Below are 23961 nucleotides of genomic sequence, written 5' to 3'. Positions count from 1 at the left end.
CTATTTTGTTTAGCGGCACCAGCCGACTCGCGTATTGTAAGCTTTGCAAGTCCTCCGGCGGTGCCGGGTATTGCGTTGAGCGCGTCGCCGGAGATGACATTCATCAACGGAGAACAGGCTTATGCGTAGTGACATGACGCCGAGCAGGCGGTGCCTTCCAACGGGCGCGGTGATTGCGTTTGTATCCGGCGTATCCACGTTGAGCATTCCCACCCCACAGGGGCGGGCGCACGAGGCCGTGAGCGGCTTCAAGTACGATTCCTACTGCTGCAACGGCAACAATCATACCGGCGACTGTCAGAGGATCCCGACCAGGAATGTCAGGATCACAAGCGGCGGTTACGAAATCATCCTGAAGCCGGGTGACCACCGTCTGGTCACCCGCACCCATGATTTCCAGCTGCCGCAGAGCGAGGCCCGTCGCAGCACCGATTCCGAATATCACATCTGTCTCTATCCGACGGAAGACACGTTGCGTTGTTTCTACGCACCCGACATGGGCTTTTGAACGACCAGCATGATCAGTCTCGGAAACTCGGCATCATAAGTCGCATGAAATCACGGAAGGCGCGGATTTTCTTCGAATGCCGCCGCGTCTCCTGATAGGCGAACCAATAGTCGTTGCCGTCCGAGGCCCTGAGTTCGAACGGCTGGATCAGTCGTCCGAGCGCAACGTCGTCGGCGTAGAATTCGGGCTTCAGAATCGCCACGCCCTGTCCGGCGATCGCGGCCGCCGCCTCGAAAGCCTGTGCCCCGAAACGACTGTTCGGTCGTCCCCCGAGATCCGCATCGGGAATGCCGGCCGCTTCAAGCCACAGCCGCCACCAGACATCGCCCGCGTCGATGATCCGCAGCTTCAGGATGTCGGCCGGCTCGCGAACGCCGCCGATCGTTTCGGCCAGCACCGGGCTCAGCATCGGCGTAAAATCGCTCTTCATCAGGAAATGCGAGGTCAGTCCCGGCCAGTGGCCGGTGCCGCTGCGGATCGCCACGTCGGCTTCGGTCCGGGTGAAGTCCACCACGGTCTGGGAGGTTTCGAGCCGCACCGCGATGTCGGGGTTCTGCATCTGGAATGTGCCGAGATGAGGGGCGAGCCACCGGTATGCGAATGTCGCGGTCGTGTGGATGACCAGCGTGCTCTCTGACAGTTCCTTCGTTCCCGCCACAGCCTCGTCCATGATGCCGAACGCTTCCGATATTTTTGGTGCCAGCCGTTCGCCGGCGGTCGTCAGCAACACCTGTCGCGGCCGACGCAGGAACAGCTGGTCGCCGAGCGTCTCCTCGAGAAGCTTGATCTGATAGCTCACGGCCGTCTGCGTCATGCCCAGCTCTTCGCCGGCCCTGGTGAAACTCAGGTGCCGCGCTGCCGCTTCGAAGACGCGAAGAGCGTTCAGCGGAAAGTTCGTCGACATTTTCATGGATAAGCCCTCTTCATCCATACAGACGGATGTTCCATTGGAAACGGAGCATTTTTGCGCGCATCTTCCAAGCACAAACATCAAATCAGTGATGACTCAACAAGGGAGAAGCGGCCATGTTCAGTGGTTTGCGCGCTGCATTTCTGCGCCTGAAATCAAGCGTGGGTTTTTTGACATCGATGATCGCAGGCGCCCGCCGGCGGTGCGACGTGGAGAATGTCAGCGAGGACGAACTGCGGGCCTTCGGTCTGCTCGACGAGAGGATCTCGCCCAGCACCGTCAAGCGTCGCTTCCGTTCCGAGGCGTGGGCCGAGGTGGATCGCTACCAGCGCTTTCCGTGAGATACGTGTCAGACCGAAGACCGTGCCGGCAACCCGTCCTCGACCGGTTGCCGGGCCGGGACGCAGTGCAGCAGTTCGGCGGCGACCAGCGCTGCGATCACGGCCGGGCGCTTGTCCTTGACGCTGCCATCGGCCGCAATATTGCCGACCGGCAGCGTCAGCCTAGATATCATCGCCGAACTCGTCTCGCGATCCTCCGTCTGCCGCTGCAGCCAGTTCGAGAATGTCGCACGCTTGGTGGCAGAGCCGATCATGCCGACATAGGCGAGGTCTCCCCGCGAAAGCGCCCGTTCGGCGATCAGGAAATCCAGCGCATGGTCGTGGGTGAGGATGACAGCCGCGCCACCCGGCGCAATCTCCGCCACATGTGCTTCCGGCATGGCGGTCAGCCTTGCGGACACTTCTAGCGGCAGTCCCTCCAGCGCCTCGGCGCGTGTCTCGATGACCGTGACGGCAAAGGGCAGGGGCACGAGGGCGCGTGCCAGCGCCAGACCCACATGGCCGCAGCCGAACAGGTAGATTTCGGGGCGCGTGTCCTCTTCGAAGCGGATACGGGTTTGCAGATCCGTAGCGACTTCAGGCGTCACGACAGTAAACACGAGTTTCGTGCGACCGCCGCAGCACTGGCCGATCTCAGGCCCCAGCGGAATATCCATCACCGCTGCGCCCAAGCCTGCCAGGATGGCACGCGCATTGTCGATCGCCATATATTCGAACTGGCCGCCGCCGATCGTGCCCCAGATCGCACTGCTGCTCACCAGCATGAACGTACCTTGCTCACGCGGCGTCGAACCCTTTGCCTCAGTGATCTCGACGAGGATCGATGCGGGGTTGGCGGCGAGAAACGCGGCAAGCGGCAGGGTCATGGTTGGGGCTCATACGGCTGCGGCATCGCGCTTCACCCCAAAGCCTTCATCCGTTCGACCGCCATCAGCACCCTTTCCGGCGTCGCGGGCGCATCGAGCCTCGGGCAGGCGGTATAGTCGGCAACGCTTGCCACCGCCATCGAGATCGCTTCGAGAACCGAGATCGCCAGCATGAACGGCGGCTCGCCGACGGCTTTCGAGCGGCCGATGGTCGGTTCGGCATTTTCCGACCATTCCGCCAGCTGCACGTTGAAAATCTTCGGCCGGTCGGAGGCGAGCGGGATCTTGTAGGTGGAGGGCGCGTGCGTTCTGAGGCGACCCTTGGCGTCCCACCACAGTTCTTCGGTTGTCAGCCACCCCATGCCCTGCACGAAGGCGCCTTCGATCTGGCCGATATCGATCGCCGGATTGAGCGATTTGCCGACATCATGGAGAATGTCGGTGCGATCCATCATGTATTCGCCGGTCAGGGTGTCGATCGAGACTTCCGACACGCAGGCTCCATAGGCGAAATAGTAGAACGGGTGGCCCTTTCCGGCCGCCCGGTCCCAATGGATCTTCGGCGTCTTGTAGAAACCGGCCGCAGAAAGCTGGACCCGGTCGTAATAGGCGGCCTTCACGAATGTATCGAAGGGCACCGTGTCGCCGCCGATGCGGATGCGGTTGGGCAGGAATTCCACTTCCGACTTGTCCACCTTCCACTGCCGGCAGGCGAAATCCACCAGCCGCTCCTTGATCTGGCGGCAGGCATCGTAGGCGGCCATGCCGTTGAGATCGGAGCCAGACGAGGCGGCCGTCGCGGATGTGTTCGGCACCTTGCCGGTGGTGGTCGCGGTAATCTTCACCCTGTCGATATCCACCTGGAAAACATCGGCCACCATCTGCGCCACCTTGGTATAAAGACCCTGGCCCATTTCTGTGCCGCCGTGGTTCAGGTGGATCGAACCGTCGTTATAGACATGCACCAGGGCGCCTGCCTGATTGTAGGCGGTGAGCGTGAACGAGATGCCGAACTTGACCGGCGTCAGCGCGATGCCCTTGCGGATGACGGGGCTTTGCTCGTTGAACTCAAGGATCGCCTGGCGCCGCGCCTGATAGTCGCTCGACTGTTCGAGTTCCTCGACAATGCGGGCGATAACGCAGTCCTCGACCTCCTGATGATAGGGGGTCGTGGTGCGGCCGGAGCCGGGCTGTCCGTAGAAATTGAGTTTGCGCACCTCGAGCGGATCTTTGCCGACCGCGTAGGCGATTTCCTCGATCATCCGTTCGGCGCCGAGCATGCCCTGCGGCCCGCCGAACCCGCGAAAGGCCGTGTTGGAAACCGTATGGGTCTTCAACGGCTGCGAGGTCAGGTGCACATGCGGGTAGAAATAGCTCGAATCCGCGTGAAACAGCGCCCGGTCCGTGACGGGACCGGAGAGATCGGCGGAAAAGCCGCAACGCGCCGCATAGGTCGCATCGACCGCGTGGATGCGGCCTTCCTCGTCGAAGGCGATATCGTAATCGACGCGGAAATCATGGCGCTTTCCGGTGATCGACATGTCCTCGTCGCGGTCCGGCCGAAATTTGACCGCCCGGTTGAGCCTCTTTGCCGCAACGGCTGCAAGAGCTGCGAACTGGTTGCCCTGGGTCTCCTTGCCGCCGAAACCGCCGCCCATCCGTCGCGTGCGCACCTCGATCGCGTGGTTCGGCACGCCCAGCACATGCGCCACCATATGCTGCACCTCGCTCGGATGCTGAGTGGAGGACCAGACGATCACGTCGTCATCCTCGCCCGGAATGGCGAAGGCGATGTGGCTTTCGAGGTAGAAATGCTCCTGGCCGCCGATTTCCATCGAGGCCTGGACCCGAAGCGGCGGCTTGCCGATCTCGGCTTGAGGCTCGCCGCGTTTCAGCGTCATCGGCTCGGTCACGAATGGCGCGCCATTGTCGCGCGCACCTGCGATGTCGCTCCAGTGGGGAAGGTCGCTATACTCGATCTTCGCCAGAAGTGCTGCCCGCCGGGCCTGGTCGCGCGTTTCCGCAAACACTGCAAAGATCGGCTGGCCATGGAACTGCACGAGATCGGTCGCCAGCAGCGGCTCGTCATGGCGTCCGGTCGAGCCGACGTCGTTGGCACCCGGAATATCCTCTGCCGTCATCACCCAGACGACGCCGGGGGCTGCTTTCACGGCTTCGAGGTCGATCGAGACGATCTGCGCATGGGCGCGATCGGCAAGGCCCAGCCCGCCATGCAGCGTGCCTGCGGGTTCTGGAATATCGTCGATATACTCGGCCTGCCCGGTCACATGCTTGTGCGCCGAATCATGCTTCAGCGACACATGCATCGGGCCGTCGATCACGGGTTTCATCGGAAAGCTTGTGTTGTCCATCATGCTTCCTCCAGCTCGAACCGGTGCATCTCGCTCGGTGCTCCGGCGGTCTCCAGGAAGAACCGCGTCAGCAGGTTCTTGGCGGTCAGGCTGCGGTATTCAGCGGTCGCCCGCCAGTCGGTCAGGGGCTGGAAATCCGCATCGAACGCGTCGCGCACGGCCGATACCACGCCCCAGCTCCAGGGCTGTCCTATCAGCATATCTTCCACATGGGTCGCCCGTTTCGGGATTGCCGCCATGCCGCCGAAGGCGATGCGGATCTCCTCGACCAGCCCTTCCGCATCGAGCATCAGGTAAAACGCGCCGCAGAGCGCCGAAATGTCCTCGTCGCGGCGCTTGGAAATCTTGTAGACGGCGAAATGGCTGTCTTCTGCCGGGCGCGGCACGACGATCTTTTCGACGAACTCGCCGGGCTGCCGGTCCTGCTTGCCATAGGCGATGAAGTAATTCTCGAGCGGCATCGTGCGGCGACCGGAATGGGAACGCAGCGTCAGTTCGGCACCCAGCGCGATCAGGGGCGGCGGTGTGTCGCCGATCGGCGATCCGTTGGCGATATTGCCGCCGATCGTGCCCATGTTGCGCACCTGGCTGCCGCCGATCCGGTCGATCAACCGGCCGATGGCGGGAACCACCGCATCCATCACGCCTTGCGCATCCGCATAACTGACGCCGGCGCCGATGGAGACCCCTCCATCCTCGATGGTGATCGATTTCAACTCGCTGAGGTGGTTGATGAAGATGACAGGATCAAGCAGCCGCAACTGCTTCGTCACCCACAGTCCGACGTCGGTGGCACCGGCCACGACGGTTGCATCAGGGTTTTGGGAAAAGACTTCGGCAAAGGCCTCGACCGAGGCCGGAACGATGGAGCGGGCGCCGTCTTTCTCCACGACGATTGTGTCGGTCGCCGACTGCATGGAGAAAAGCTTGCCCATGATTTCGGTGCGGTCGCGTTCCAGCGGATCAAACAGCGCGCTCGGGCGGCTTTCCGCCACCTGTTCGGCCGCCTTCACGATCGGCTCGTAACCGGTGCAGCGACAGAGATTGCCCTGCAAGGCGCTTTCGATGTCCTGGCGCGACGGCTGTTCGTTGGAAAGCCAGAGCCCATAAAGCGACATCACGAAGCCCGGCGTGCAGAAGCCGCATTGCGAGCCATGACAGTCGACCATCGCCTGCTGCACCGGATGCAGAACGCCATCCTTTGCGGCCAGATGTTCGACCGTGACGATATGGGTTCCGTGCAGCGATCCGAGCAGGCGGATGCAGGCATTGACGCTTTCATAGATCATGCCGCGTTCGCTCAGCCTCCCCACCAGCACCGTGCAGGCACCACAATCGCCCTCGGCACACCCTTCCTTCGTCCCCGTCAGCCGCCTTCTGAGGCGCAGATAATCGAGAAGCGTTTCCGTGGGGCCGAAATCTCCAAGGCTCAACTCTTCCGTGTTGAGAATGAAGCGGATCGCTGAACTCATCTGTCTCCTTCGTCCGCCGTTCCCGGCTTCTGCTGTCAATTTCATTGCGGCGGATGCCGAGGCATCCGCTCAAAGTCTCTGCCGCGACGCGACGCCCGACGTCTCCGCCGCGACACCCGCGCAACTCTCCTCATTCCTGTGCTCGTCACAGGAATCCAGCAGCGTCGCGTCCGCGACGCGGGAGGGCTTTTCCCACGCGAAAGACTTCGCGTGACTGGATTCCTGTGGCGAGCACAGGAATGAGGGAAACGGGGGCGGGCGCCGTCGCCCACATCGCTTGCTTCGCGCAAGTCTACTTCGCAGTGCGGTCGCCGTCGATGGAGATATTTTTGGCGGGGACGCGGGAGGCAACCTTTCAGCCGAGACCGTTGTCCGGATCTTTCTGCCGCAGCGACTACCTAGCGTCTCCGTTGCAACACCCGCCCAACTCTCCTCATTCCTGTGCTTGTCACAGGAATCCAGCAGCGTCGCGTCCGCGACGCGGAAGAGCCTTTCAACGCGAAAGACTTCGCGTGACTCGATCCCTGTGACAAGCACAGGGATGAGGGTCGTGGGGAGGACAACGCGCGGCCACGGAGAGCACGCGCAGGGAGACGGAATGAGGGAAGCGGAGACGTGCCGTTTCCTCAGTTGCACTCGCTCCCAATCGCCTCCCACGCCCAAACTACTGCGCCGTCCATCCGCCATCGATCGAGAGATGCGTCCCCGTGATGCTTCGTGCCGCATCGCTCGCGAGGTACAGCGCCGCGGCGGCCACGTCCTCGACCGCGACAAATTCCTTCGTAGCCTGTAGCCGCAGCAGCACTTCGTCTCGCACCTGCGCTTCGCTGATGCCCTTTTCGCGGGCCTGGGCGGGGATCTGTTTTTCGACCAGAGGCGTCAGCACGAAGCCGGGGCAGATGGCATTGACGGTGATGCCGGATTGCGCCACTTCGAGCGCCACGCTTTTGGTGAGGCCCATGATGCCGTGCTTGGCGGCCACATAGGCGGATTTGAACGGCGAGGCGACGAGGCCGTGGGCGGAGGCGACGTTGATGATGCGGCCCTTGCCTTGCGTTTTCATCAGCGGGATCGCGTGGCGCATCGTGTGGAAGGCGGATGACAGGAGGATGGCGATCAGCTGGTCCCACTTTTCCGGCGGAAAATCCTCGATCTTTGCCACATGCTGGATGCCGGCATTGTTGACGAGGACGTCGACCGTTCCGAATGTCTTCGCCGTGCTGTGGATCAGATCCTCGATCTCGCCGGGCCTCGTCATGTCGGCCGGGTGGTAGAGGACGGTTGCGGCACCCGCCTCGTCGAGCATCCGGCAGGCGGCCTCGATTGCGTCCTTTTCTCCAAAGCCGTTGATCACGACCGTATCGCCCGCGGCTGCAAAACCCTTTGCGATGCCGAGACCGATGCCGGACGTTGAGCCGGTGACGACGACGGTTCTTGCCATTTTTATAAAACCCTCCCGAGGCCAAAGCGCCCGCGCTTGAGCGGTGCCTCGACCGGAAAGGTACGCTCAAACCTTGCGCCCTGGCAATTGCCAAGGAGATCCGAAAGAAGGGGAGCGACCAAGGGCCAGGCGCCAGCCTTGCCCTTGCAGCAAGCTTCAGTTTGCCGGCTTGCCCGCACCGGTTGCGGCATGGGTCGCCTGCGCATGATACGGGGATCGCGCCGGGTTGCCGGCCGTGTTTCTGGCGGCCTGGCGCACGCGGTTGCGCCCGCCTTGCTTTGCGTCGTAGAGCAGCGTATCGGCCACCCGCAGCATCTGTGCGAAGCTCTCGCCGGCCTCCCCCTGGTAGACGCCGAAGCTTGCGGTGAGACGGCCTTGCGCCAGCGGCGTGACGGTGGTCTTTGCGAGTGCTGCGCGCAACCGCTCGGCGATATCAGCGGCCTCCGTCTCGGTCGTCTTCGGCAAGACGATGCAGAATTCCTCGCCGCCGATCCGCGCCGCGAGATCGTAGGGGCGGACATAATTGGTGGCAATTTCGCCGGCTGCCACCAGAACCTGGTCGCCGACATCGTGTCCGTGACTGTCGTTGATGGTCTTGAACTTGTCGAGATCGAACAGGATGACCGAGATCGGTTCCGCCTGGCGCTCGGCGCGTGCCAGTTCCTGCGCAACGCGTTCGCTCAGCCAGCGGCGGTTGCCAAGCCCGGTCAAAGGGTCGGTCATCGCTTGGTGGCGCAGCTTCTGCATCAGCGTTTCGACTTCGGCGACCATCGAGGTCACAGCCGTCGCGAGCACGCCGATCTCATCATCGGCTTTGGAAAACATCCGCACCGGCTGACCTTCGTCGCGATAGGTTTTGACCGCGCGCGTCAGGCTGCGGAGCGGCCGCAGCAGCAGCCAAAGGCCCGAAAGACAGGCCACGGTGCCGATCAGCGTGGCGCCGAGCAGCAACAGAAGAAGCGTGAGCGGCTGGGTTTCGAAACCGATCGCGAGATAGGCGATCACGGCGATCAAGGGCACGTGGATGGACAAAAAGCAGATCATGAAGATCTTGGCCGTCAGTGATTTCCTGAAAGGCTGCAGCGCCATCGGGGGGGTCGGATTCATCCCGGCTCCTTTTGAAGATACAAGTCCCACTGCGGGGTCCAAAGACCGCATAAAGCTATGGGTGCGTCCAAAAGAGGGCGCTCGCTCAAAAAGGCAAATGCGAAATTTAGCAGTTTCGCCTCTGATCCTGTGGATAACGGTGCGGCACCCGCTCGATTCCAGCCTCCATGGCGGGGAGTTGCGGTTTGACGGCGACGGCGGCATCTGCTCAAACCGTGATCGACGCGCAAATGGTGAGGGAGGGCAGCATGGCGGGTTACATCCTGGCGATCGATCAGGGAACCACGTCGACACGGTCAATCGTGTTTGACGAAACAATGCAGATCGCCGGTGTCGGCCAGACCGAGTTTCCGCAGATCTTTCCGAAATCGGGCTGGGTGGAGCACGATCCGGAAGCGATCTGGGAGAGCGTTCTCCTGACCGTCAAACAGGCGCTGAAGGCCGCAGGCCTTGAGGCATCGCAGATCGCCGCAATCGGCATCACCAACCAGCGCGAGACCGTCGTCGTGTGGGACCGCGAGACCGGCAAGCCGATCCACAACGCCATCGTCTGGCAGGATCGCCGCACCGCATCCTATTGCGAAAAGCTCAAACGCGAGGGTCTCGAAAAGACATTCTTGAAGCGCACCGGCCTGCTGCTCGACCCGTATTTTTCCGGCACCAAGCTTTCCTGGCTGCTGTCCAATGTGAAGGGGGCGAGGGCGCGCGCCGCAAAGGGCGAACTCTGCTTCGGCACGATCGATACGTTTCTGATCTGGCGGCTGACAGGGGGAAAGAGCTTCGTCACCGACGCCACCAATGCCTCGCGCACATTGATCTACAATATCGCCGACAATGCCTGGGACCAGTCGCTGCTTGATATCCTCAAGATCCCGGCTGCCATGCTGCCCGAGGTGAAGGACTGCGCCGACGATTTCGGCGTGACGGAAAAATCCCTGTTCGGCGCCGAGATCCCGATCCTGGGCGTTGCCGGCGATCAGCAGGCGGCAACGATCGGTCAGGCCTGTTTCGAACCGGGCATGATGAAATCCACCTATGGCACCGGTTGTTTCGCCGTTCTCAACACGGGACGCGACATGGTGCCTTCGAAAAACCGGCTGCTCACCACCATCGCCTACCGGCTGGACGGCGAGACGACCTATGCGCTGGAAGGCTCGATCTTTATCGCGGGCGCTGCCGTGCAATGGCTGCGCGACGGAATCGGCGTCATCGACAAGGCGTCGAAATCGGGAGATCTTGCCGCAAAGGCGGATCCGCAGCAGGACGTCTATCTGGTGCCCGCCTTTACCGGCATGGGCGCGCCGCACTGGGATGCGGAGGCGCGCGGCGCCATGTTCGGCCTCACACGAGCGACGGGACCGGCGGAAATTGCCCGCGCCGCACTCGAAGCCGTCTGCTACCAGACCCGCGACCTCCTGGATGCCATGTGCCGCGACTGGAAGACCCGCAGCGGCGACACGGTGCTGAGGGTCGATGGCGGCATGGTTGCTTCCGACTGGACGATGCAGCGCCTCTCCGACCTCCTTGACGCGCCGGTCGATCGCCCCAAGATCCTCGAAACCACCGCCCTTGGCGCCGCCTGGCTCGCCGGCTCCAAGGCCGGCGTCTGGCCAGACCGCAAGGCTTTTGCCAAAAGCTGGGCGCGAGAACGCCGGTTTGAGCCGGAGATGGACCCGAAGACGAGGGTTGCCAAGATCAAGGGCTGGAAGGACGCGGTGAGGCGGACGTTGACGAAGGGGTGAGGGGGGGTGGCCTCAGCCCTCTTGCTTATCTAGCACCAGTCAATTTGTCGCTTGTTGACCGACCGCTCCCAGGTCGGGCTTGTAGCCGGGTTGACTGAATGGAGCCGGCTGTTTCCGCATCGATCGTGCTTTCGACTTGGAACGAACTGCGCCGACCGATGCTGCTCCGAGCAGGATTCCCAAAAGTGCGGACGTCTTGATCGAGAGAAACGCGCCTCCGAACAGCGCCGTCGTGGTGATGTAGATCGATGCCATCAGTGGCAGGATCGGCGGCGTCAGGCGGGTCGAACTCAGGACGCCTGAGAAAAGGTAGAGGCAGAGCAGCATGCCTGGGAGTGTGGCGGCGTAGACGAGATAGAGGATGCCGCTGTCGCCGAACCGGCTCACGTTCAAGGCGCCCGAGAACAACTCGAAGATGTTGGTACTGGTGACGACATCGAATGTGATGGCGATGCGTCGAGGGGTTTCGGACTCGGCAAGCCGGCCATCACTCATCATGTAGAAGAAAAATGCCGCGACCAGCACGATGGCCGGACCCCAAGCCGACCATGCCATTCTGATATGCGACTGGAGACATGACAGACCGAAAAAGAGGATGATCATGGCGGACGGCACACGCGAGTCGGCCAGCAGTGCCAGGACCAGGCAGGCGGCAAATGCGCCCGCGCGTTGCCAGGGGTAGTGCCGGAACCAGACGGCGAAGAACATGCAGGCGACGACTGCGAAATATCCGAGCGACAGAGGTTCCAGAAACGGTCCACCGATCCGGTGATCGGTCAGGAAGCCGAAGAAACTTCCGCCGCCGCGGTTGGCGCCGAGATAAAGCCCCATCTCGTCCGAGCCGCTGGCGAGCTGGTCGGAGACCCAGACGCGGGTGTTGCGGAAGAACGAGAGGGGATTGAACAGCGTGGTATAGAGGCCGACCAGGAACGCATCCAGAAAGCAGATGACACCGACCGCAGCGATGATCAGCTTGAAGGCCTTGAACGGAAATTGCCTGATGACACTTCCGAAGATGATGAAGATCGGGATGACCATCAGGTCGTAGTAATGTTTCGAATTGAGCTCGTTCCAGATCGACGCCAAGAGTGCAAAGACAGCAAGGCAGGCGCAGGCGATCCAGAAGCTCAACGGAAGCTGCGGCCGCCGCAGGACAGCAACAGCAATCGCTGCTGCAGTAATCGCTAATTGAGCGACGGACGCGATAGTCGAATTGACCGGAAACAGTAGGCTGTTGGAGAAAGCAAGGGCCGTATTCAAAAGCGTTGCGGCAAACAAGACTATGCTTGCCGGCCTGTCGGCGTCGTTGTTTTTTCTATAGGTCTGCAATGGCTGCCCCAATCCCGTCAACCGCTTCCGGTTTGTGGAACTGTTCTTAGCAGAATGATGTATTCATCGACAATCTGTCAGGATTTATTTCTCGCGCTTTCGTCTGCCGGCAGTTTGAGCCGTATCTTACGGACAGGTTGCTTATTTATCATCTTGGCACGACGATCCGTTCCGATTGGATCAGCGCAGGCCGCGGTCGCCGTCCGACCGGTGTCCCATAAAAAGACACATCATACCGGGTAAAATTCGGCAGCGCCATTTTCATGCCGGTATCGCTCGCCTATGGTCGCACCGCAAATTCGAGAAGGTGTAGAATGGTTCGGCTGCTGCGTGTTCTGTCGTTTTTTCTGGTGTCATGCTTGGCGGTCGCTGCCGGCCGGACCGAGGCGCAGGCAGGTTACGCGCATTTCATCTATGATGTGAGCGCGGGCAAGATTCTTGCGTCCGAAAATGGCGACGTGCTCAACCACCCCGCGTCGCTCACCAAGATGATGACGCTTTATCTCACCTTCGAGGCGATCAAGAGCGGCCGGATGACCTGGGACGAGCAGATCGTCATGACGCCGAACGCGGCGTCGAAGATCCCGTTCAAGCTGGGGCTGAAGCCCGGCGAGACGCTGTCCGTGCGCGAGGCGGTGCTTGCCACCGGCATCCGATCCGCCAACGACTCGGCGGCGGCGCTCGGCGATCGTCTTGGCGGTTCGGAAGAACGGTTCGCGACGATGATGACGGCAAAAGCGCGGGCGCTCGGGATGTCGAAGACCGTGTTCCGCAATGCGTCGGGCCTGCCGGATCCGGCCCAGATCACCACCGCCCGCGACATGGCGATCCTGGCTTTGTCGCTGATCCGCGACTATCCGAGCGAGTACCAGCTGTTTTCGATGCGGTCGTTCGTGTTCCGCGGCCGGACCATCCGCGGCCACAACAATCTCATGTACCGCTATCCCGGCATGGACGGGATCAAGACCGGTTTCGTGAACGCGTCCGGCTACAATCTCGCAAGCGCCGTTGTCGTCAACGGCAAGCGCTATATTGGCGTGGTGATGGGCGGCAAGTCCGCCCGCAAGCGCGACGACCAGATGGCGGCGCTGCTCGATCAGTATACCAACCCGATGCGGCCGGCAGGCGGTGCGCTCGTGGCAACGGCGGAGCCGCAAAAGCGTCCCGGCGTCCAGCCTGGGGGCCAGGCGGGAGCTCCGGCGGCGGGCCAGGTCCTCTCCTATGCCGAACAGCCGCGCCGTCAGATTTCGCCCGGCATGGCATCGTCGAGCCAGAGGACTGTCGCTGCCAGTGCCGGCGGCAGAACCCAGTCGCGCACCGGTATCGAACCGCCGGTTCCCTTGCCTTCCGTGCGGGTCGCCGATGCGTCGAGCGCTGCGTCGCAGGTGGATGCCGCGTCGAACGCCGCAGGCTGGAGCATCCAGGTTGCCGCCGCCGGCAGCCGCAGGGCAGCCACCGCGATGCTGGAGCGGGCGCTGCCGGTTCTCGCAGGCGGGTTCGGCCCTGCGGCACCAAGCGTCGAGGGTTACAAGGACGGCGCCCGCGAGTATTTTCGCGCACGGTTTGTCGGATTTGCCAGCCGGGAGGTTGCCGCCAGCGCCTGCGCCTCGCTGCAGGCGAAGTCGATGACCTGTTTCGTGGTGCGCTGAGGCCTTACTCGATCGTTTCGCCGGGATAGACGCCCCACAGATCCGCCTGTCTGACGAAGCCGGCAAGCCGCCGGTTCTGCAATTGCGCGCGGCACCAGCGGCCGTCGCACCTGACGATATCGAGTTTCACCTCGGCTTGCAGTTGCGCCACCGGCCGCCCGTCGGATGCGGGCGCGATGCGCAACGGCACCGTCTCCTTGATCCAGGGGCCGACCACGGCGGTGCGGTTGCCGGAGAGAAGCGCTGCAAACATCCAGCCGCTCGCGCCTTGCTGGTCACGCACGCGCCGCCAGTTTCCATATTCCTCGATGATTTCAAGCGGCAGGCCGCGGGCGGAATAGACATAGGATGTCGGGTGATCCAGCGAGGGTCCGACGCGCATATGCGCCGTTCGTGATTTCAGCGACACAAAGCGGGGGATCGGAAACCCGGTCGAGCGGCCTTTCTTCCAGCCGTCGTTGAACGCGGCTTGCGCCTGCGGCACGCTGCCCCCTGTTTCGACCGGTGCCAGGATGGCGATCAGGACCAGGAGAGCGGGCAAGGCTCTTCTGGCGCGCGTTCCGATTTTTCCGTTTGTTTTCATCAACCCGCCATCGTTGCTGCAGCCAGCTAAGGCCGGCTGCGGCATTCAAGTCGGTCGTGGTTAGCAGGGCGTTAATCAACGCCACCAACGGGAACACGATGCACTCACGATGGGGTTATCGGTCGTCGCTCCCGGCCTGCGCCCGGTAGTCCCTGGCGAGCCCTTCGTAAGCGTCCATCGGCGGAAATTCCGCAAAACTGTGGGTGGCGCCCGTGTTTGCCCAGGGGAATTTCGTCGAGGTGAAGGTTTCGATGAACGGCGCAAACCAGTCGGCATCGTCCAGCATGGTCGGCCGGATGTTGACGAACCCGTCCATCCCTGTCGCCTTCGTGTAGAGCCAGCTCTTGCAGCGCGAGCAGTGGTAGTGATGGACATCGTCGCCATGCATGCCGCCGATGACAGGCTTTCCCGCTGTGACCTCGAAACCATCGGCAGGAATGGCGGCCGAGCAGGAGAAGGCGCTGGCGCTCATCTTCTGGCAACCCTTGCAGTGGCAGGCCATCGTGACCAGCGGCGCTGCGCTGATCCGGAAGCGGATTTCGCCGCAGCGGCAGGACCCATCGAGCGGCAGTTTCGGCATCGGCATCTCCTCAGGTGACCCCGAGGAGATAGCGCATCATGCTGACAATGTCAGGCGGGGCGTTTCGGGATGTCCAGGCCGCGCTGCACGGCGGGACGGGCTAGGCCGCGTTCCAGCCATTTCGGCACATGGACAAGCTCGTCATAGCCGACGAGGTCGCCGGCACCGTAAAAGCCGATCAGGTTGCGAACCCATCCGAGCATGGAAATGTCGGCGATCGTGTATTCATCGCCCATCACCCAGTCGCGACCGGCGAGCCGGGTTTCCAGCACGCGGATCAGCCGAGCGCTCTCCTTGGCGTAGCGGTCACGCGGGCGCTTGTCTTCGAAATCCTTGCCGGCGAATTTGTGGAAGAAGCCGAGCTGGCCGAACATCGGACCGAGCCCGCCCATCTGGAACATCACCCACTGGATCGCCTCGTAGCGGCCGGCCGGGTCGGCGGGTAGAAACTGTCCCGTCTTTTCGGCAAGATAGATCAGGATCGCACCGGATTCGAACAGCGCCAGAGGCTTGCCGCCGGGACCATCCGGATCAAGGATCGCCGGGATCTTGCCGTTCGGGTTGAGCGACAGGTACTCCGGCTCCCAGGTCTCGTTCGCCCCGATATTGATGAAATGCGGCTCGTAAGCCAGGCCCGTCTCCTCCAGCATGATCGAAACCTTCACGCCATTCGGCGTGGGCGTCGAATAGAGCTGAAGGACTTGAGGGTTTTGGGCGGGCCAGCGGGTGGTGATCGGATAAGCGGAAAGATCGGCCATGGGGGATCCTCGGGTTGAACTATCCAGAACACCCTAGTTCGGTGACTGCCCGTGGAAAAGAGGAAACGTTTCCGTGGCTGTCAGCCCGAATTGCACCACGAAAAAGCCGGGCGTCCTTGCGGACACCCGGCTCCATTCATTCCGTCCAGGCCGCCGCGATTACAACGCGATGTCCGGGACTTTCTTGACGTCGCCGGCGGGCGTTACCGTTGGGTTGGCGGCGGCTGCTGCGTTGACCGCCGGGGAGGCGATGGCCAGCTGCAGGCGGGCTTCCGTGGCGGCCCATGCCTTGGCCAGCATGTCCGGGTTGTCGTTCAGCTTCTGGCCGTAGCTCGGAACGATCGTGTGGACGCGTTCCTGCCATTCCGGTGTCTTCAGCTTTTCGGCGAACACCTTCTTCAGAACATCGAGCATGATCGGGGCTGCGGTCGAGGCGCCCGGCGAAGCGCCGAGAAGGGCTGCGATCGAGCCGTCCTTGGCCGCGACGATCTCGGTGCCGAGCTTCAGCACGCCGCCCTTGACGGGATCGCGCTTGATGATCTGCACGCGCTGGCCGGCCTGCCACAGGCGCCAGTCCTCGGCCTTGGCGTTGGGGAAGTAGACCTTGAGCGCTTCGAAGCGGTCTTCGTCGGACATGATCAGCTGGCCGGCGAGATACTGGACGAGCGCGAACTCGTCGGTGCCGACCTTGACCATCGGCCAGATGTTGTCGAGCGTGACCGAAGCCGGCAGATCGAACAGCGAGCCTTCCTTGAGGTACTTCGTCGAGAAGGTGGCGAAGGGGCCGAACAGGATGTGGCGCTTGCCTTCGAGCACGCGCGTGTCGAGATGCGGCACCGACATCGGCGGAGCGCCGGTCTCGGCCTGGCCATAGGCCTTGGCAAGGTGGCGTTCGACGAACTCAGGCTTGTCGCAGACGAGGAACGAGCCACCGACCGGGAAGCCGGCATATTCGTCGCCTTCCGGAATGCCGGACATCTGCAGAAGCGGCAATGCGCCGCCGCCGGCACCGATAAAGACGAATTTTGCCCTGACGGTCTCGGATGCGCCGGTGTCACGGTTGGAATAGCTGACCGTCCAGGTGCCGTCGTCGTTCTTCTGCATGTCGTCGACTTCCGACGAGGTGCGCAGCGTGAACGTCTGCTGGGCCTTCAGGTGCGCCACATACTGGCGGGTGATTTCGCCCCACTCGACGTCGGTGCCGAGCGGGCTCCAGGTGACGGCGAGCTTCTGGTTCGCGTCACGGCCTTCCATCATCAGCGGAACCCATTCGGCGATCTTGGCGTGATCGTTGGAGAATTCCATGCCGGAGAAGAGCGGGCTTGCCTTTAGCGCCTCGAAGCGCTTGGCCAGGAACGCGGTGTTGTCTTCGCCCCAGACGAAGCTCATGTGCGGCGTCGAGTTGATGAACGAGCGCGGATCCTTCAGAACGCCGACATCGACCTGGTGTGCCAGGAACTGACGGGTGACCTGGAACGCTTCGTTGATTTCGATGGCGCGGTTGATCTGGACATTGCCGTTGCTGTCCATCGGCGAATAATTGAGTTCGGCGAGCGCCGAGTGGCCGGTGCCGGCGTTGTTCCAGCCGTTGGAGCTTTCCATCGCGACCTTGTCGAGGCGCTCGATCATTTCGATCGTCCAGGTCGGCTCGAGCTGCGAGATGAGAACGCCGAGCGTGGCGCTCATGATGCCACCGCCGACGAGGAGAACGTCGACCGTCTTTTCGGGAGAGGTGGTTTGCGCCCAGCTCGGAAGCGTCGTTGCGCCAAGTGCAGCAGCGCCGCCCGCAGCGGAGCCGAGAAGCTGGCGACGGCTGACCGCCATGCCGCTTGTGGAGGACGAAATGTTATTGTTCTTGGAAGGCATCGCCACCTCGGAATTGTTGGTGTTTCGCTCCTCCCGCGGCGGTCTCTAAGGGATTTATCATAGACCGACAAGCCCCCGTTGCGGCATTTTGTCGGTAGGACAGCGTGACGCGGCGGCTGTTCTTCAAAAGATGATTGAATTCATCTTGTTTTGATCCGGCGGCGTGGATATAGGGCGCGTGCGCCCATCGTCCTTCAATAGGGAACCACTCTCGTGACAGCGATTAAGTCTCTTCTGGCCGTCTCCGGCCTTTGCGCCGCTCTTGGTCTCGCGACTGCCGATCTTGCCGAGGCGGCAACCCAGTACCCGCTGACGATCGACAATTGCGGCGCTTCCGTCACCTTCCATAAGGCCCCGGAACGGGCCGTCGGACTTGGCCAGAACAGCGCGGAAATCCTGCTGATGCTCGGGCTCGAGGACAGGATGGTCGGAACCGCTTTCTGGCCGAGCAAGGTTCTGCCGCAACTGGAAGAAGCCAATGCCAAGGTGAAGCTGCTGACTGTCGAATTCCCGACATTCGAGAGCATTCTGGCGCAGAACCCGGATTTTGCCGCCGCCGCGCTGCCGAGCCTGATCGGCCCGACCAGCAAGGTTGCCAAGCGCGAGGATTTCGAGAAAGTCGGCGTCCCCACCTATATCTCGCCCAGCACCTGCCTTTCCACCGAAAAGGTGAAGAACGAATACGGCAGCCGCGACCAGCTTTGGAATATGGACCTGCTCTATAAGGAGATCGCCGAGCTTTCGCAGATCTTCGACGTTTCCGAGCGTGGCGAAGCGGTCATCGCCGATTTCAAGGCGCGTGAGGCAGCCCTTCGTTCGAGCGTTGCCAAGGACGGCAAGACACTCTCCTACCTGTTCTGGTTCTCCAGCCAGTCGCCGACCGCCGATGCCTATCTCGGCGGCAAGAACGCGGCCTCCGGCTTCATCGCCGATCTCTTGGGCGGCAAGAATGCCGTGACGGCGGAAGCCGAATGGCCAACGCTTGGATGGGAAAGCATCATCGCTGCCAATCCCGATGTGATCGTGGTCGCCAATCTCGACCGCAACCGTTGGGAGCTGGACAAGCCGGACGCCAAGATCAAGTTCCTGACCACCGATCCGGCCGTCAGCCAGATCACGGCGGTGAAGAACAAGGCGATGGTGGTGATGGACGGTCAGGCGATGAACCCGACCATCCGCACGATCTACGGCGCCGAACAGGTGGCCTCGCAGCTCAAGGCGCTTGGTCTCCTGAAGTGAGCGAAACGCAGCGACCGATCCCGCAGCAAAGCCGGCATACGGGCCGGCAGAACGGGCGGCAGCTTGCCGTCCTGTTCGGCCTGCTGCTGGCGTCGCTCGCCGCCATCGGTCTCGTGGTCGGAGTGAGCGTCGGGATCGGCGACCTGCCGATCCCGCTTTCGACGACCTATGCCGCGATCACCAACCGGCTGGGCTGGACGGCGATCGCGCTCAACCGCATCCACGAGACGGTCATCTGGGACTACCGCCTCAGCCGGGCGCTGGTCGCATCCTTCTGCGGCGCGGGTCTCGCGCTGTCTGGCGCCATCATGCAGTCGCTGCTGCGCAATCCCTTGGCTGAACCCTATGTGCTCGGCATTTCCGCCGGTGCCTCCACCGGGGCTGTGGCAATCGTCATTCTCGGCCTCGGTGCCGGAACGGTGTCGCTTTCGGCCGGTGCCTTTGCCGGCGCGTTCGCGGCGTTCTTTTTCGTAGCGTTGCTGTCGAACGGCGCGCGGGGCGGGGCGGATCGCACCATTCTCGCGGGCGTTGCGGCATCGCAGCTGTTCAACGCGGCAACCTCCTATATCGTTACCACATCCGGCAATGCGCAGCAGGCGCGCGACGTGATGTTCTGGCTACTCGGCAGTTTCGGCGGCGTGCGCTGGCCGGAATTCATGCTGGTGTCTGTGGTCGTCGGGGTGTGCCTGATCGTCTGCCTGTTCTATGCGCGGGTGCTCGACGCGTTTGCCTTCGGAGACGAGGCGGCTGCCTCGCTCGGCGTCAATGTCGGTCGGGCGCGCATCGTGCTGTTTGCACTGACGGCGATCATGACGGCGACGATCGTCTCGATGGTCGGAACGATCGGCTTTGTCGGTCTCGTCGTGCCGCATGCGGCGCGGTTCATCGTCGGGCCTTTGCATATCCGGCTGCTGCCGGCCTGCGCCATCGTCGGTGCAATCTTCATGGTGCTCGCCGATATCGCCTCGCGGGCGCTGATCCCGCAGCAGGTTCTGCCGATCGGCGTCGTCACGGCTTTGGTCGGCGTGCCGTTCTTCTCCGTCATTCTCTACCGGTTCCAGAAGTCGTCATGAGCATCGAAGCGGAAAATCTCAGCTGGAAGATCGGCCGCAAGACCATTCTCGACGGCGTGTCCTTCGTGGCCGAACCGGGTAAGATGGTTGGGCTGCTCGGGCCGAACGGATCGGGCAAGACCTCGCTTTTGCGCCTGATCGCCGGACTGAAGACGCCACATGCGGGCAAAGTGACGCTCGATGGCCGGGATATCGGCACGATCGGGCGCCGCGCGATCGCGCAGAGGGTGGCGTTCGTGGAGCAGCATGCGACGACCAATTCCAGTCTGCGCGTGATCGATGTGGTCAAGCTCGGGCGGTTTCCGCACCGGTCGATGTTTTCGGGCTGGTCGACGGCCGACGACGAGGCGGTGAGTGAGGCGTTGGAACGCTCCGGCATGGTGGAAAAGCGCAACGACCGCTGGCAGAGCCTGTCCGGCGGCGAGCGGCAACGTGTGCATATCGCCAGGGCGCTGGCGCAATCGCCGAAGGAACTGATCCTCGACGAGCCGACCAACCATCTCGATGTCCAGCACCAGATCAGCCTCATGCGGCTGGTTGCCGGTCTGCCGGTGACGAGCGTGATCGCGCTGCACGATCTCAACCACGCTGCGATGTTCTGCGACAGCCTGATCATCCTGCAGCAGGGCAGGATCGTCGCGTCAGGGACACCGGAGGAGATCATCACGCAGGAACTTCTGCGGGACGTGTTTTCGGTCGATGCGCGGGTGGAAACCTCGTCGCATCACGGGCGGCCGCATATCCACTATCTGCGATAGATCCGAAAACCTCGTATTCGCGCTTCCCTTGCGACGCATTCGTTGTAGGCTCATGTCCTCAGCACGTTGAACACGCACGGGAGAGAGACGGATGACACACGCCGCTTACGCACTGCAGATCGTCCGCGAGTTCGATGTGCCGGCCGAGAAACTCTACAAGGTCTGGACGACGCCGGAACGGTTCGGCGAGTGGTTCTGCCCGCTGCCCTGGAAGGTGACGCAGGCGCGCGCCGACCTTCGCCCCGGCGGCGAGAGTTTTGTGCTGATGCAGGGGCCGGAAGGCGAAACGGTGCCGAATGCCGGAGTCTATCTGGAAGTGGTGCCGAACAAGAAGATCGTCTTCACCGACGCCTATACCGCCGGGTGGGTGCCCTCGGCCAAGCCGTTCATGACCGGGATTGTCGAGTTCGAGGATATCGGCGGCGGACGCTCACGCTATACGGCGACTTCCGTTCACTGGTCCGAGGAAGACATGATCGCCCACCGCGACCTGGGGTTCGAGCAAGGCTGGGGCGTGGTTGCGGACCAGATGGCCGAGATTGCCAAGACGATGTAGGCCGTGAACTCTCGAATTGGGTTGAATCGGTTATGCAATTTGGCCAGGTGTAGTCCATGCTCAAGTTCGTCAAACTGCAACTCGGCCGAGGTTGGGTGGCCGAACCTAATGCGCCCGAGCCCCAAGTTTCGGCTGAGGGCCCCTCCGTCAAGGTCCGGTTCCGCGCGTTCAGGACCGTTCCCGACAAAAAGCCGACAGGTGTACGCAGGGCGTTGAGCCTTTTTTCGAAGACAAGTCCGAAATCTGAGGAGACATGGGGCACCTTGAGATTTGTTGGCTGCAGCCGCTGGCGCTGGGACAGCACCAATGATCATGAATGGTATAAGGTAGACGGCCATGGTCGTTACAGCGGTATTGCTCCTCGTTGGGGCGAGTTCTATGAGCTAGTCGGTCCCGACCCTGACCGCGATGCCGTGTCTTGGGACGAGATCGGGGCAGACACCGTTCACTCACGGCATTTCCTATATTATTTCCGCGACGAGACGATCGAGTTCATAGCAGAGGAATGGTCGTTCATCCCGAGCTGACGAGGTCAATCGGCGCGGGCTCGGCAGTTTTCGGAGGCCTCCCGCCGCGGCATAACCTGATTGAGATCCAGCAATGAGCGGCTGGAGTTTGGGACAGGTTGGCGTGACCTTTCTCGCCATGGCAAAACTGGCCTGTGTTCGGCTCACTCTCCGCCATAACGAAACTACGATGTAGTTTAGCCGAGGGTTATCAAGCGCTTGGGCAGTCTCGCTTGTATCCTGATTCCGCCATGGCTGAGCGCTGACGATGCGAATCCGGGTTTGCCTTCAACTGTCTGAAAACGGATCCCTTTTTGCCACTCGAGTTGATCGAACGAACCGTTCGAGAAAATCCGGTTTGCGGGATGTCTGTCCGGTGACTATGTGACTGGCATCAGCAACCGGATATCTTCTGACGATGGAACTCGGCCTTTACACTTTCGGTGATCTCGACCCGACCACGCTCAACAAGGGTGGGGAGGCGGCACGGCGGCTGGCGAACCTTCTCGAAGAGATCGAGCTTGCCGACCAGGTGGGGCTCGACGTGTTCGGGCTCGGCGAACATCACCGGGCCGACTATGTGATATCGTCACCGGCGACGGTGCTTGCGGCGGCGGCCGTGCGCACCAAAAACATCCGGCTGACGAGCGCCGTGACGGTTCTGTCTTCGGAAGATCCGGTGCGGGTGTTTCAGGAATTTGCGACAGTCGATCTGATTTCCGGCGGCCGGGCCGAGATCATGGCCGGGCGCGGCTCGTTCATCGAATCCTTCCCGCTGTTCGGCTATGACCTTGGCGACTACGACGACCTGTTTTCGGAAAAGCTCGATCTGCTGCTTGCGCTACGCGACAATGAGATCGTGACCTGGCAGGGCGAAAAGCGGGCGCCGATCAATGCCCGAGGCGTCTATCCGCGGCCGCTGCAGAATCAACTTCCGGTGTGGATCGCGGTTGGCGGCACGCCGCAATCGGTGGCGCGGGCCGGCGCCATGGGCCTGCCGCTTGCGGTCGCCATCATCGGCGGCGAATATCCGCGCTTTGCGCCGTTCTTCAAGCTTTACCGCGAGGCGGCGACGCGGGCCGGGCATGATGCCGCCGCCCTGCCGACCAGCATCGCCGTCCATGGTTTCATCGCCGATACGACCGATATCGCTGCCCAGCAGTTCTACGGGCCGCAGGCTTCGGTGATGGACCGGATCGGTCGCGAGCGCGGCTGGGGGCCGACCAACCGGGCGCATTTCGACCAGGCCCGTGGTCCGATCGGCAATCTCTTTATCGGCGGGCCGGAGCTGGTGGCGGAAAAGATCATCGCTGCCCACACGGTGTTCGGCATGAGCCGATTCATGCTGCAGATGGCGATCGGCCTGATGCCGCACGAGCAGATCATGCGCGGCATCGAACTCTACGGCACGAAAGTGGCGCCGATCGTCAGAAAAGAGATCGGCACGCCAAAAACCAATTGACGGACCGGGCGGTTGGCGCGAAACCGGCGACCTCACAGAGAGTGGACGTGCGGGACGGATGATCATTTCGAACGAAGACGAGCTGGCAAAGCTCAAGGAGATCGGCAGGCTTTGCGCCCGCGCGGTGGACCTGATGGGCAAGGCGCTCGAGCCCGGGATCACCACCCGCGAACTGGATGCGATCGGCCGCAAGCTTCTGGAAGACAGTGGCGCGCAGTCGGCTCCGGAGCATGACTACCAGTTTCCCGGTGCGACCTGCATTTCCGTCAACGAGGAAGTGGCGCACGGCATTCCGGGCGACCGGGCGATTGCGGCGGGCGATCTCGTCAATATCGACGTTTCGGCGCTGAAGGATGGTTTTTACGGCGATACCGGCGCCTCATTCTGCGTGCCGCCGGTCAAGCGCGAGATCGAGAAACTGTGCCGCGACGGCAAGCGGGCGCTGTGGACCGGGTTGCAGCAGGTGAAGACGGGCAAGCCGATCGCCGGCATCGGCAACGCGATCGGGGCGTTTGCCAAGAAGAACCGCTATACGCTGATCACCAATCTTTCCAGCCACGGCATCGGCCGCTCGCTGCACGAGGAGCCGGGTGAAGTGCCGACATGGCCGGATCCGCAGGAAAGCCGTATCATGGAGGAGGGGCTGGTGTTTACCATCGAGCCGTTCCTGTCTCTCGGCGGCGAATGGGCCGAAGACGGCGACGACAAGAGCGATCCGTGGACGCTCTACAGTGAACCCAAGGCGCCGACCGTGCAGTTCGAACACACGATCGTGGTGACGCGCAACGGGCCGCTGATCCTGACGCTGGCAGACTAGGCTATCCTAGCTCTGTCAGCAGACCG

General features: G+C 62.3%; 22 protein-coding genes. 11 read left to right on the top strand and 11 right to left on the bottom strand.

Annotated features, from left to right (window positions below):
• The first annotated feature begins 199 nt into the window (after positions 1-199).
• Positions 200-508, top strand: coding sequence for a hypothetical protein (locus tag IFT66_RS08895; protein ID WP_199864795.1), 309 nt, complete (start codon positions 200-202; stop codon positions 506-508).
• Between the two features lie 13 nt (positions 509-521).
• On the opposite strand, the gene IFT66_RS08890 is transcribed toward IFT66_RS08895, so the two are convergent.
• Positions 522-1418: a LysR substrate-binding domain-containing protein gene (locus IFT66_RS08890; protein ID WP_249406409.1), complete on the bottom strand. Its 897-nt coding sequence runs from the start codon at positions 1416-1418 to the stop codon at positions 522-524.
• Between the two features lie 116 nt (positions 1419-1534).
• On the opposite strand from IFT66_RS08890, the gene IFT66_RS08885 reads away from it, so the two are divergent.
• Entirely contained in the window at positions 1535-1759 is a 225-nt protein-coding gene (locus IFT66_RS08885; RefSeq protein WP_192077395.1) for a hypothetical protein, read from the top strand.
• Positions 1760-1767: 8 nt separating this feature from the next.
• Here the strand turns inward: IFT66_RS08885 and xdhC are convergent, their stop codons facing one another.
• The 5 genes from xdhC to IFT66_RS08860 form a co-directional block, all read right to left on the bottom strand.
• A complete protein-coding gene (gene xdhC / locus IFT66_RS08880) occupies positions 1768-2625 on the bottom strand; it encodes a xanthine dehydrogenase accessory protein XdhC (RefSeq protein WP_192077394.1) in 858 nt (285 codons plus the stop codon).
• A gap of 32 nt (positions 2626-2657) precedes the next feature.
• A complete protein-coding gene (gene xdhB / locus IFT66_RS08875) occupies positions 2658-4997 on the bottom strand; it encodes a xanthine dehydrogenase molybdopterin binding subunit (RefSeq protein WP_192077937.1) in 2340 nt (779 codons plus the stop codon).
• Positions 4997-6469 carry a xanthine dehydrogenase small subunit gene (xdhA, locus tag IFT66_RS08870; protein WP_192077393.1) on the bottom strand — a complete coding sequence of 491 codons (1473 nt, stop codon included), beginning with the start codon at positions 6467-6469 and terminating at the stop codon, positions 4997-4999. The genes xdhB and xdhA overlap by 1 nt, the downstream gene beginning before the upstream one ends.
• 664 nt (positions 6470-7133) lie before the next feature.
• Positions 7134-7910, bottom strand: coding sequence for a 3-hydroxybutyrate dehydrogenase (locus tag IFT66_RS08865; RefSeq protein WP_192077392.1), 777 nt, complete (start codon positions 7908-7910; stop codon positions 7134-7136).
• 156 nt (positions 7911-8066) lie between these two features.
• On the bottom strand, positions 8067-9017 hold the full coding sequence (locus tag IFT66_RS08860; protein ID WP_192077391.1) for a GGDEF domain-containing protein: 951 nt from the start codon (positions 9015-9017) through the stop codon (positions 8067-8069).
• A gap of 248 nt (positions 9018-9265) precedes the next feature.
• Here IFT66_RS08860 and glpK point away from each other — a divergent pair, with 248 nt between their 5' ends.
• Entirely contained in the window at positions 9266-10759 is a 1494-nt protein-coding gene (gene glpK / locus IFT66_RS08855) for a glycerol kinase GlpK (protein WP_192077390.1), read from the top strand.
• A gap of 39 nt (positions 10760-10798) precedes the next feature.
• Here the strand turns inward: glpK and IFT66_RS08850 are convergent, their stop codons facing one another.
• Positions 10799-11890, bottom strand: coding sequence for a hypothetical protein (locus IFT66_RS08850; protein WP_192077389.1), 1092 nt, complete (start codon positions 11888-11890; stop codon positions 10799-10801).
• Between the two features lie 512 nt (positions 11891-12402).
• On the opposite strand from IFT66_RS08850, the gene IFT66_RS08845 reads away from it, so the two are divergent.
• Positions 12403-13737 (top strand): D-alanyl-D-alanine carboxypeptidase, encoded by a 1335-nt coding sequence (locus IFT66_RS08845; protein WP_192077388.1) that lies wholly within the window; start codon positions 12403-12405, stop codon positions 13735-13737.
• A 4-nt stretch (positions 13738-13741) separates the two neighbouring features.
• Here IFT66_RS08845 and IFT66_RS08840 read toward each other — a convergent pair whose 3' ends face one another.
• The 4 genes from IFT66_RS08840 to mqo all read right to left on the bottom strand — a co-directional run bounded on the left by IFT66_RS08840 (position 13742) and on the right by mqo (position 17482).
• Positions 13742-14278: an SH3 domain-containing protein gene (locus IFT66_RS08840; RefSeq protein ID WP_062455533.1), complete on the bottom strand. Its 537-nt coding sequence runs from the start codon at positions 14276-14278 to the stop codon at positions 13742-13744.
• 157 nt (positions 14279-14435) lie between these two features.
• On the bottom strand, positions 14436-14906 hold the full coding sequence (locus IFT66_RS08835; RefSeq protein ID WP_192077387.1) for a GFA family protein: 471 nt from the start codon (positions 14904-14906) through the stop codon (positions 14436-14438).
• Between the two features lie 44 nt (positions 14907-14950).
• Positions 14951-15658, bottom strand: coding sequence for a glutathione S-transferase N-terminal domain-containing protein (locus tag IFT66_RS08830; RefSeq protein WP_174196380.1), 708 nt, complete (start codon positions 15656-15658; stop codon positions 14951-14953).
• Between the two features lie 159 nt (positions 15659-15817).
• Positions 15818-17482, bottom strand: coding sequence for a malate dehydrogenase (quinone) (gene mqo / locus IFT66_RS08825; protein ID WP_192077936.1), 1665 nt, complete (start codon positions 17480-17482; stop codon positions 15818-15820).
• A gap of 255 nt (positions 17483-17737) precedes the next feature.
• On the opposite strand from mqo, the gene IFT66_RS08820 reads away from it, so the two are divergent.
• The 7 genes from IFT66_RS08820 to map all read left to right on the top strand — a co-directional run bounded on the left by IFT66_RS08820 (position 17738) and on the right by map (position 23935).
• A complete protein-coding gene (locus IFT66_RS08820) occupies positions 17738-18763 on the top strand; it encodes an ABC transporter substrate-binding protein (protein WP_113110787.1) in 1026 nt (341 codons plus the stop codon).
• A gap of 71 nt (positions 18764-18834) precedes the next feature.
• Positions 18835-19836, top strand: coding sequence for a FecCD family ABC transporter permease (locus IFT66_RS08815; RefSeq protein ID WP_175487249.1), 1002 nt, complete (start codon positions 18835-18837; stop codon positions 19834-19836).
• Complete coding sequence (locus IFT66_RS08810; protein WP_192077386.1) at positions 19833-20594, top strand: ABC transporter ATP-binding protein; 762 nt, start codon at positions 19833-19835, stop codon at positions 20592-20594. The genes IFT66_RS08815 and IFT66_RS08810 overlap by 4 nt, the downstream gene beginning before the upstream one ends.
• Positions 20595-20685: 91 nt before the next feature.
• Positions 20686-21150 (top strand): SRPBCC family protein, encoded by a 465-nt coding sequence (locus IFT66_RS08805; RefSeq protein WP_192077385.1) that lies wholly within the window; start codon positions 20686-20688, stop codon positions 21148-21150.
• A gap of 56 nt (positions 21151-21206) precedes the next feature.
• Complete coding sequence (locus IFT66_RS08800) at positions 21207-21677, top strand: hypothetical protein (protein ID WP_192077384.1); 471 nt, start codon at positions 21207-21209, stop codon at positions 21675-21677.
• A 397-nt stretch (positions 21678-22074) separates the two neighbouring features.
• Positions 22075-23118, top strand: coding sequence for an LLM class flavin-dependent oxidoreductase (locus tag IFT66_RS08795; RefSeq protein ID WP_192077383.1), 1044 nt, complete (start codon positions 22075-22077; stop codon positions 23116-23118).
• 58 nt (positions 23119-23176) lie between these two features.
• Complete coding sequence (gene map, locus IFT66_RS08790) at positions 23177-23935, top strand: type I methionyl aminopeptidase (protein WP_192077382.1); 759 nt, start codon at positions 23177-23179, stop codon at positions 23933-23935.
• Positions 23936-23961: the final 26 nt, after the last annotated feature.

It is taken from the genome of Rhizobium sp. CFBP 13726 (genome assembly GCF_014841925.1).
GTDB classification, from domain to species: domain Bacteria; phylum Pseudomonadota; class Alphaproteobacteria; order Rhizobiales; family Rhizobiaceae; genus Neorhizobium; species Neorhizobium soli.
The sequence above is the reverse complement of the archived record's forward strand: the minus strand, read 5'-3'. Positions and strand labels throughout refer to the sequence as shown.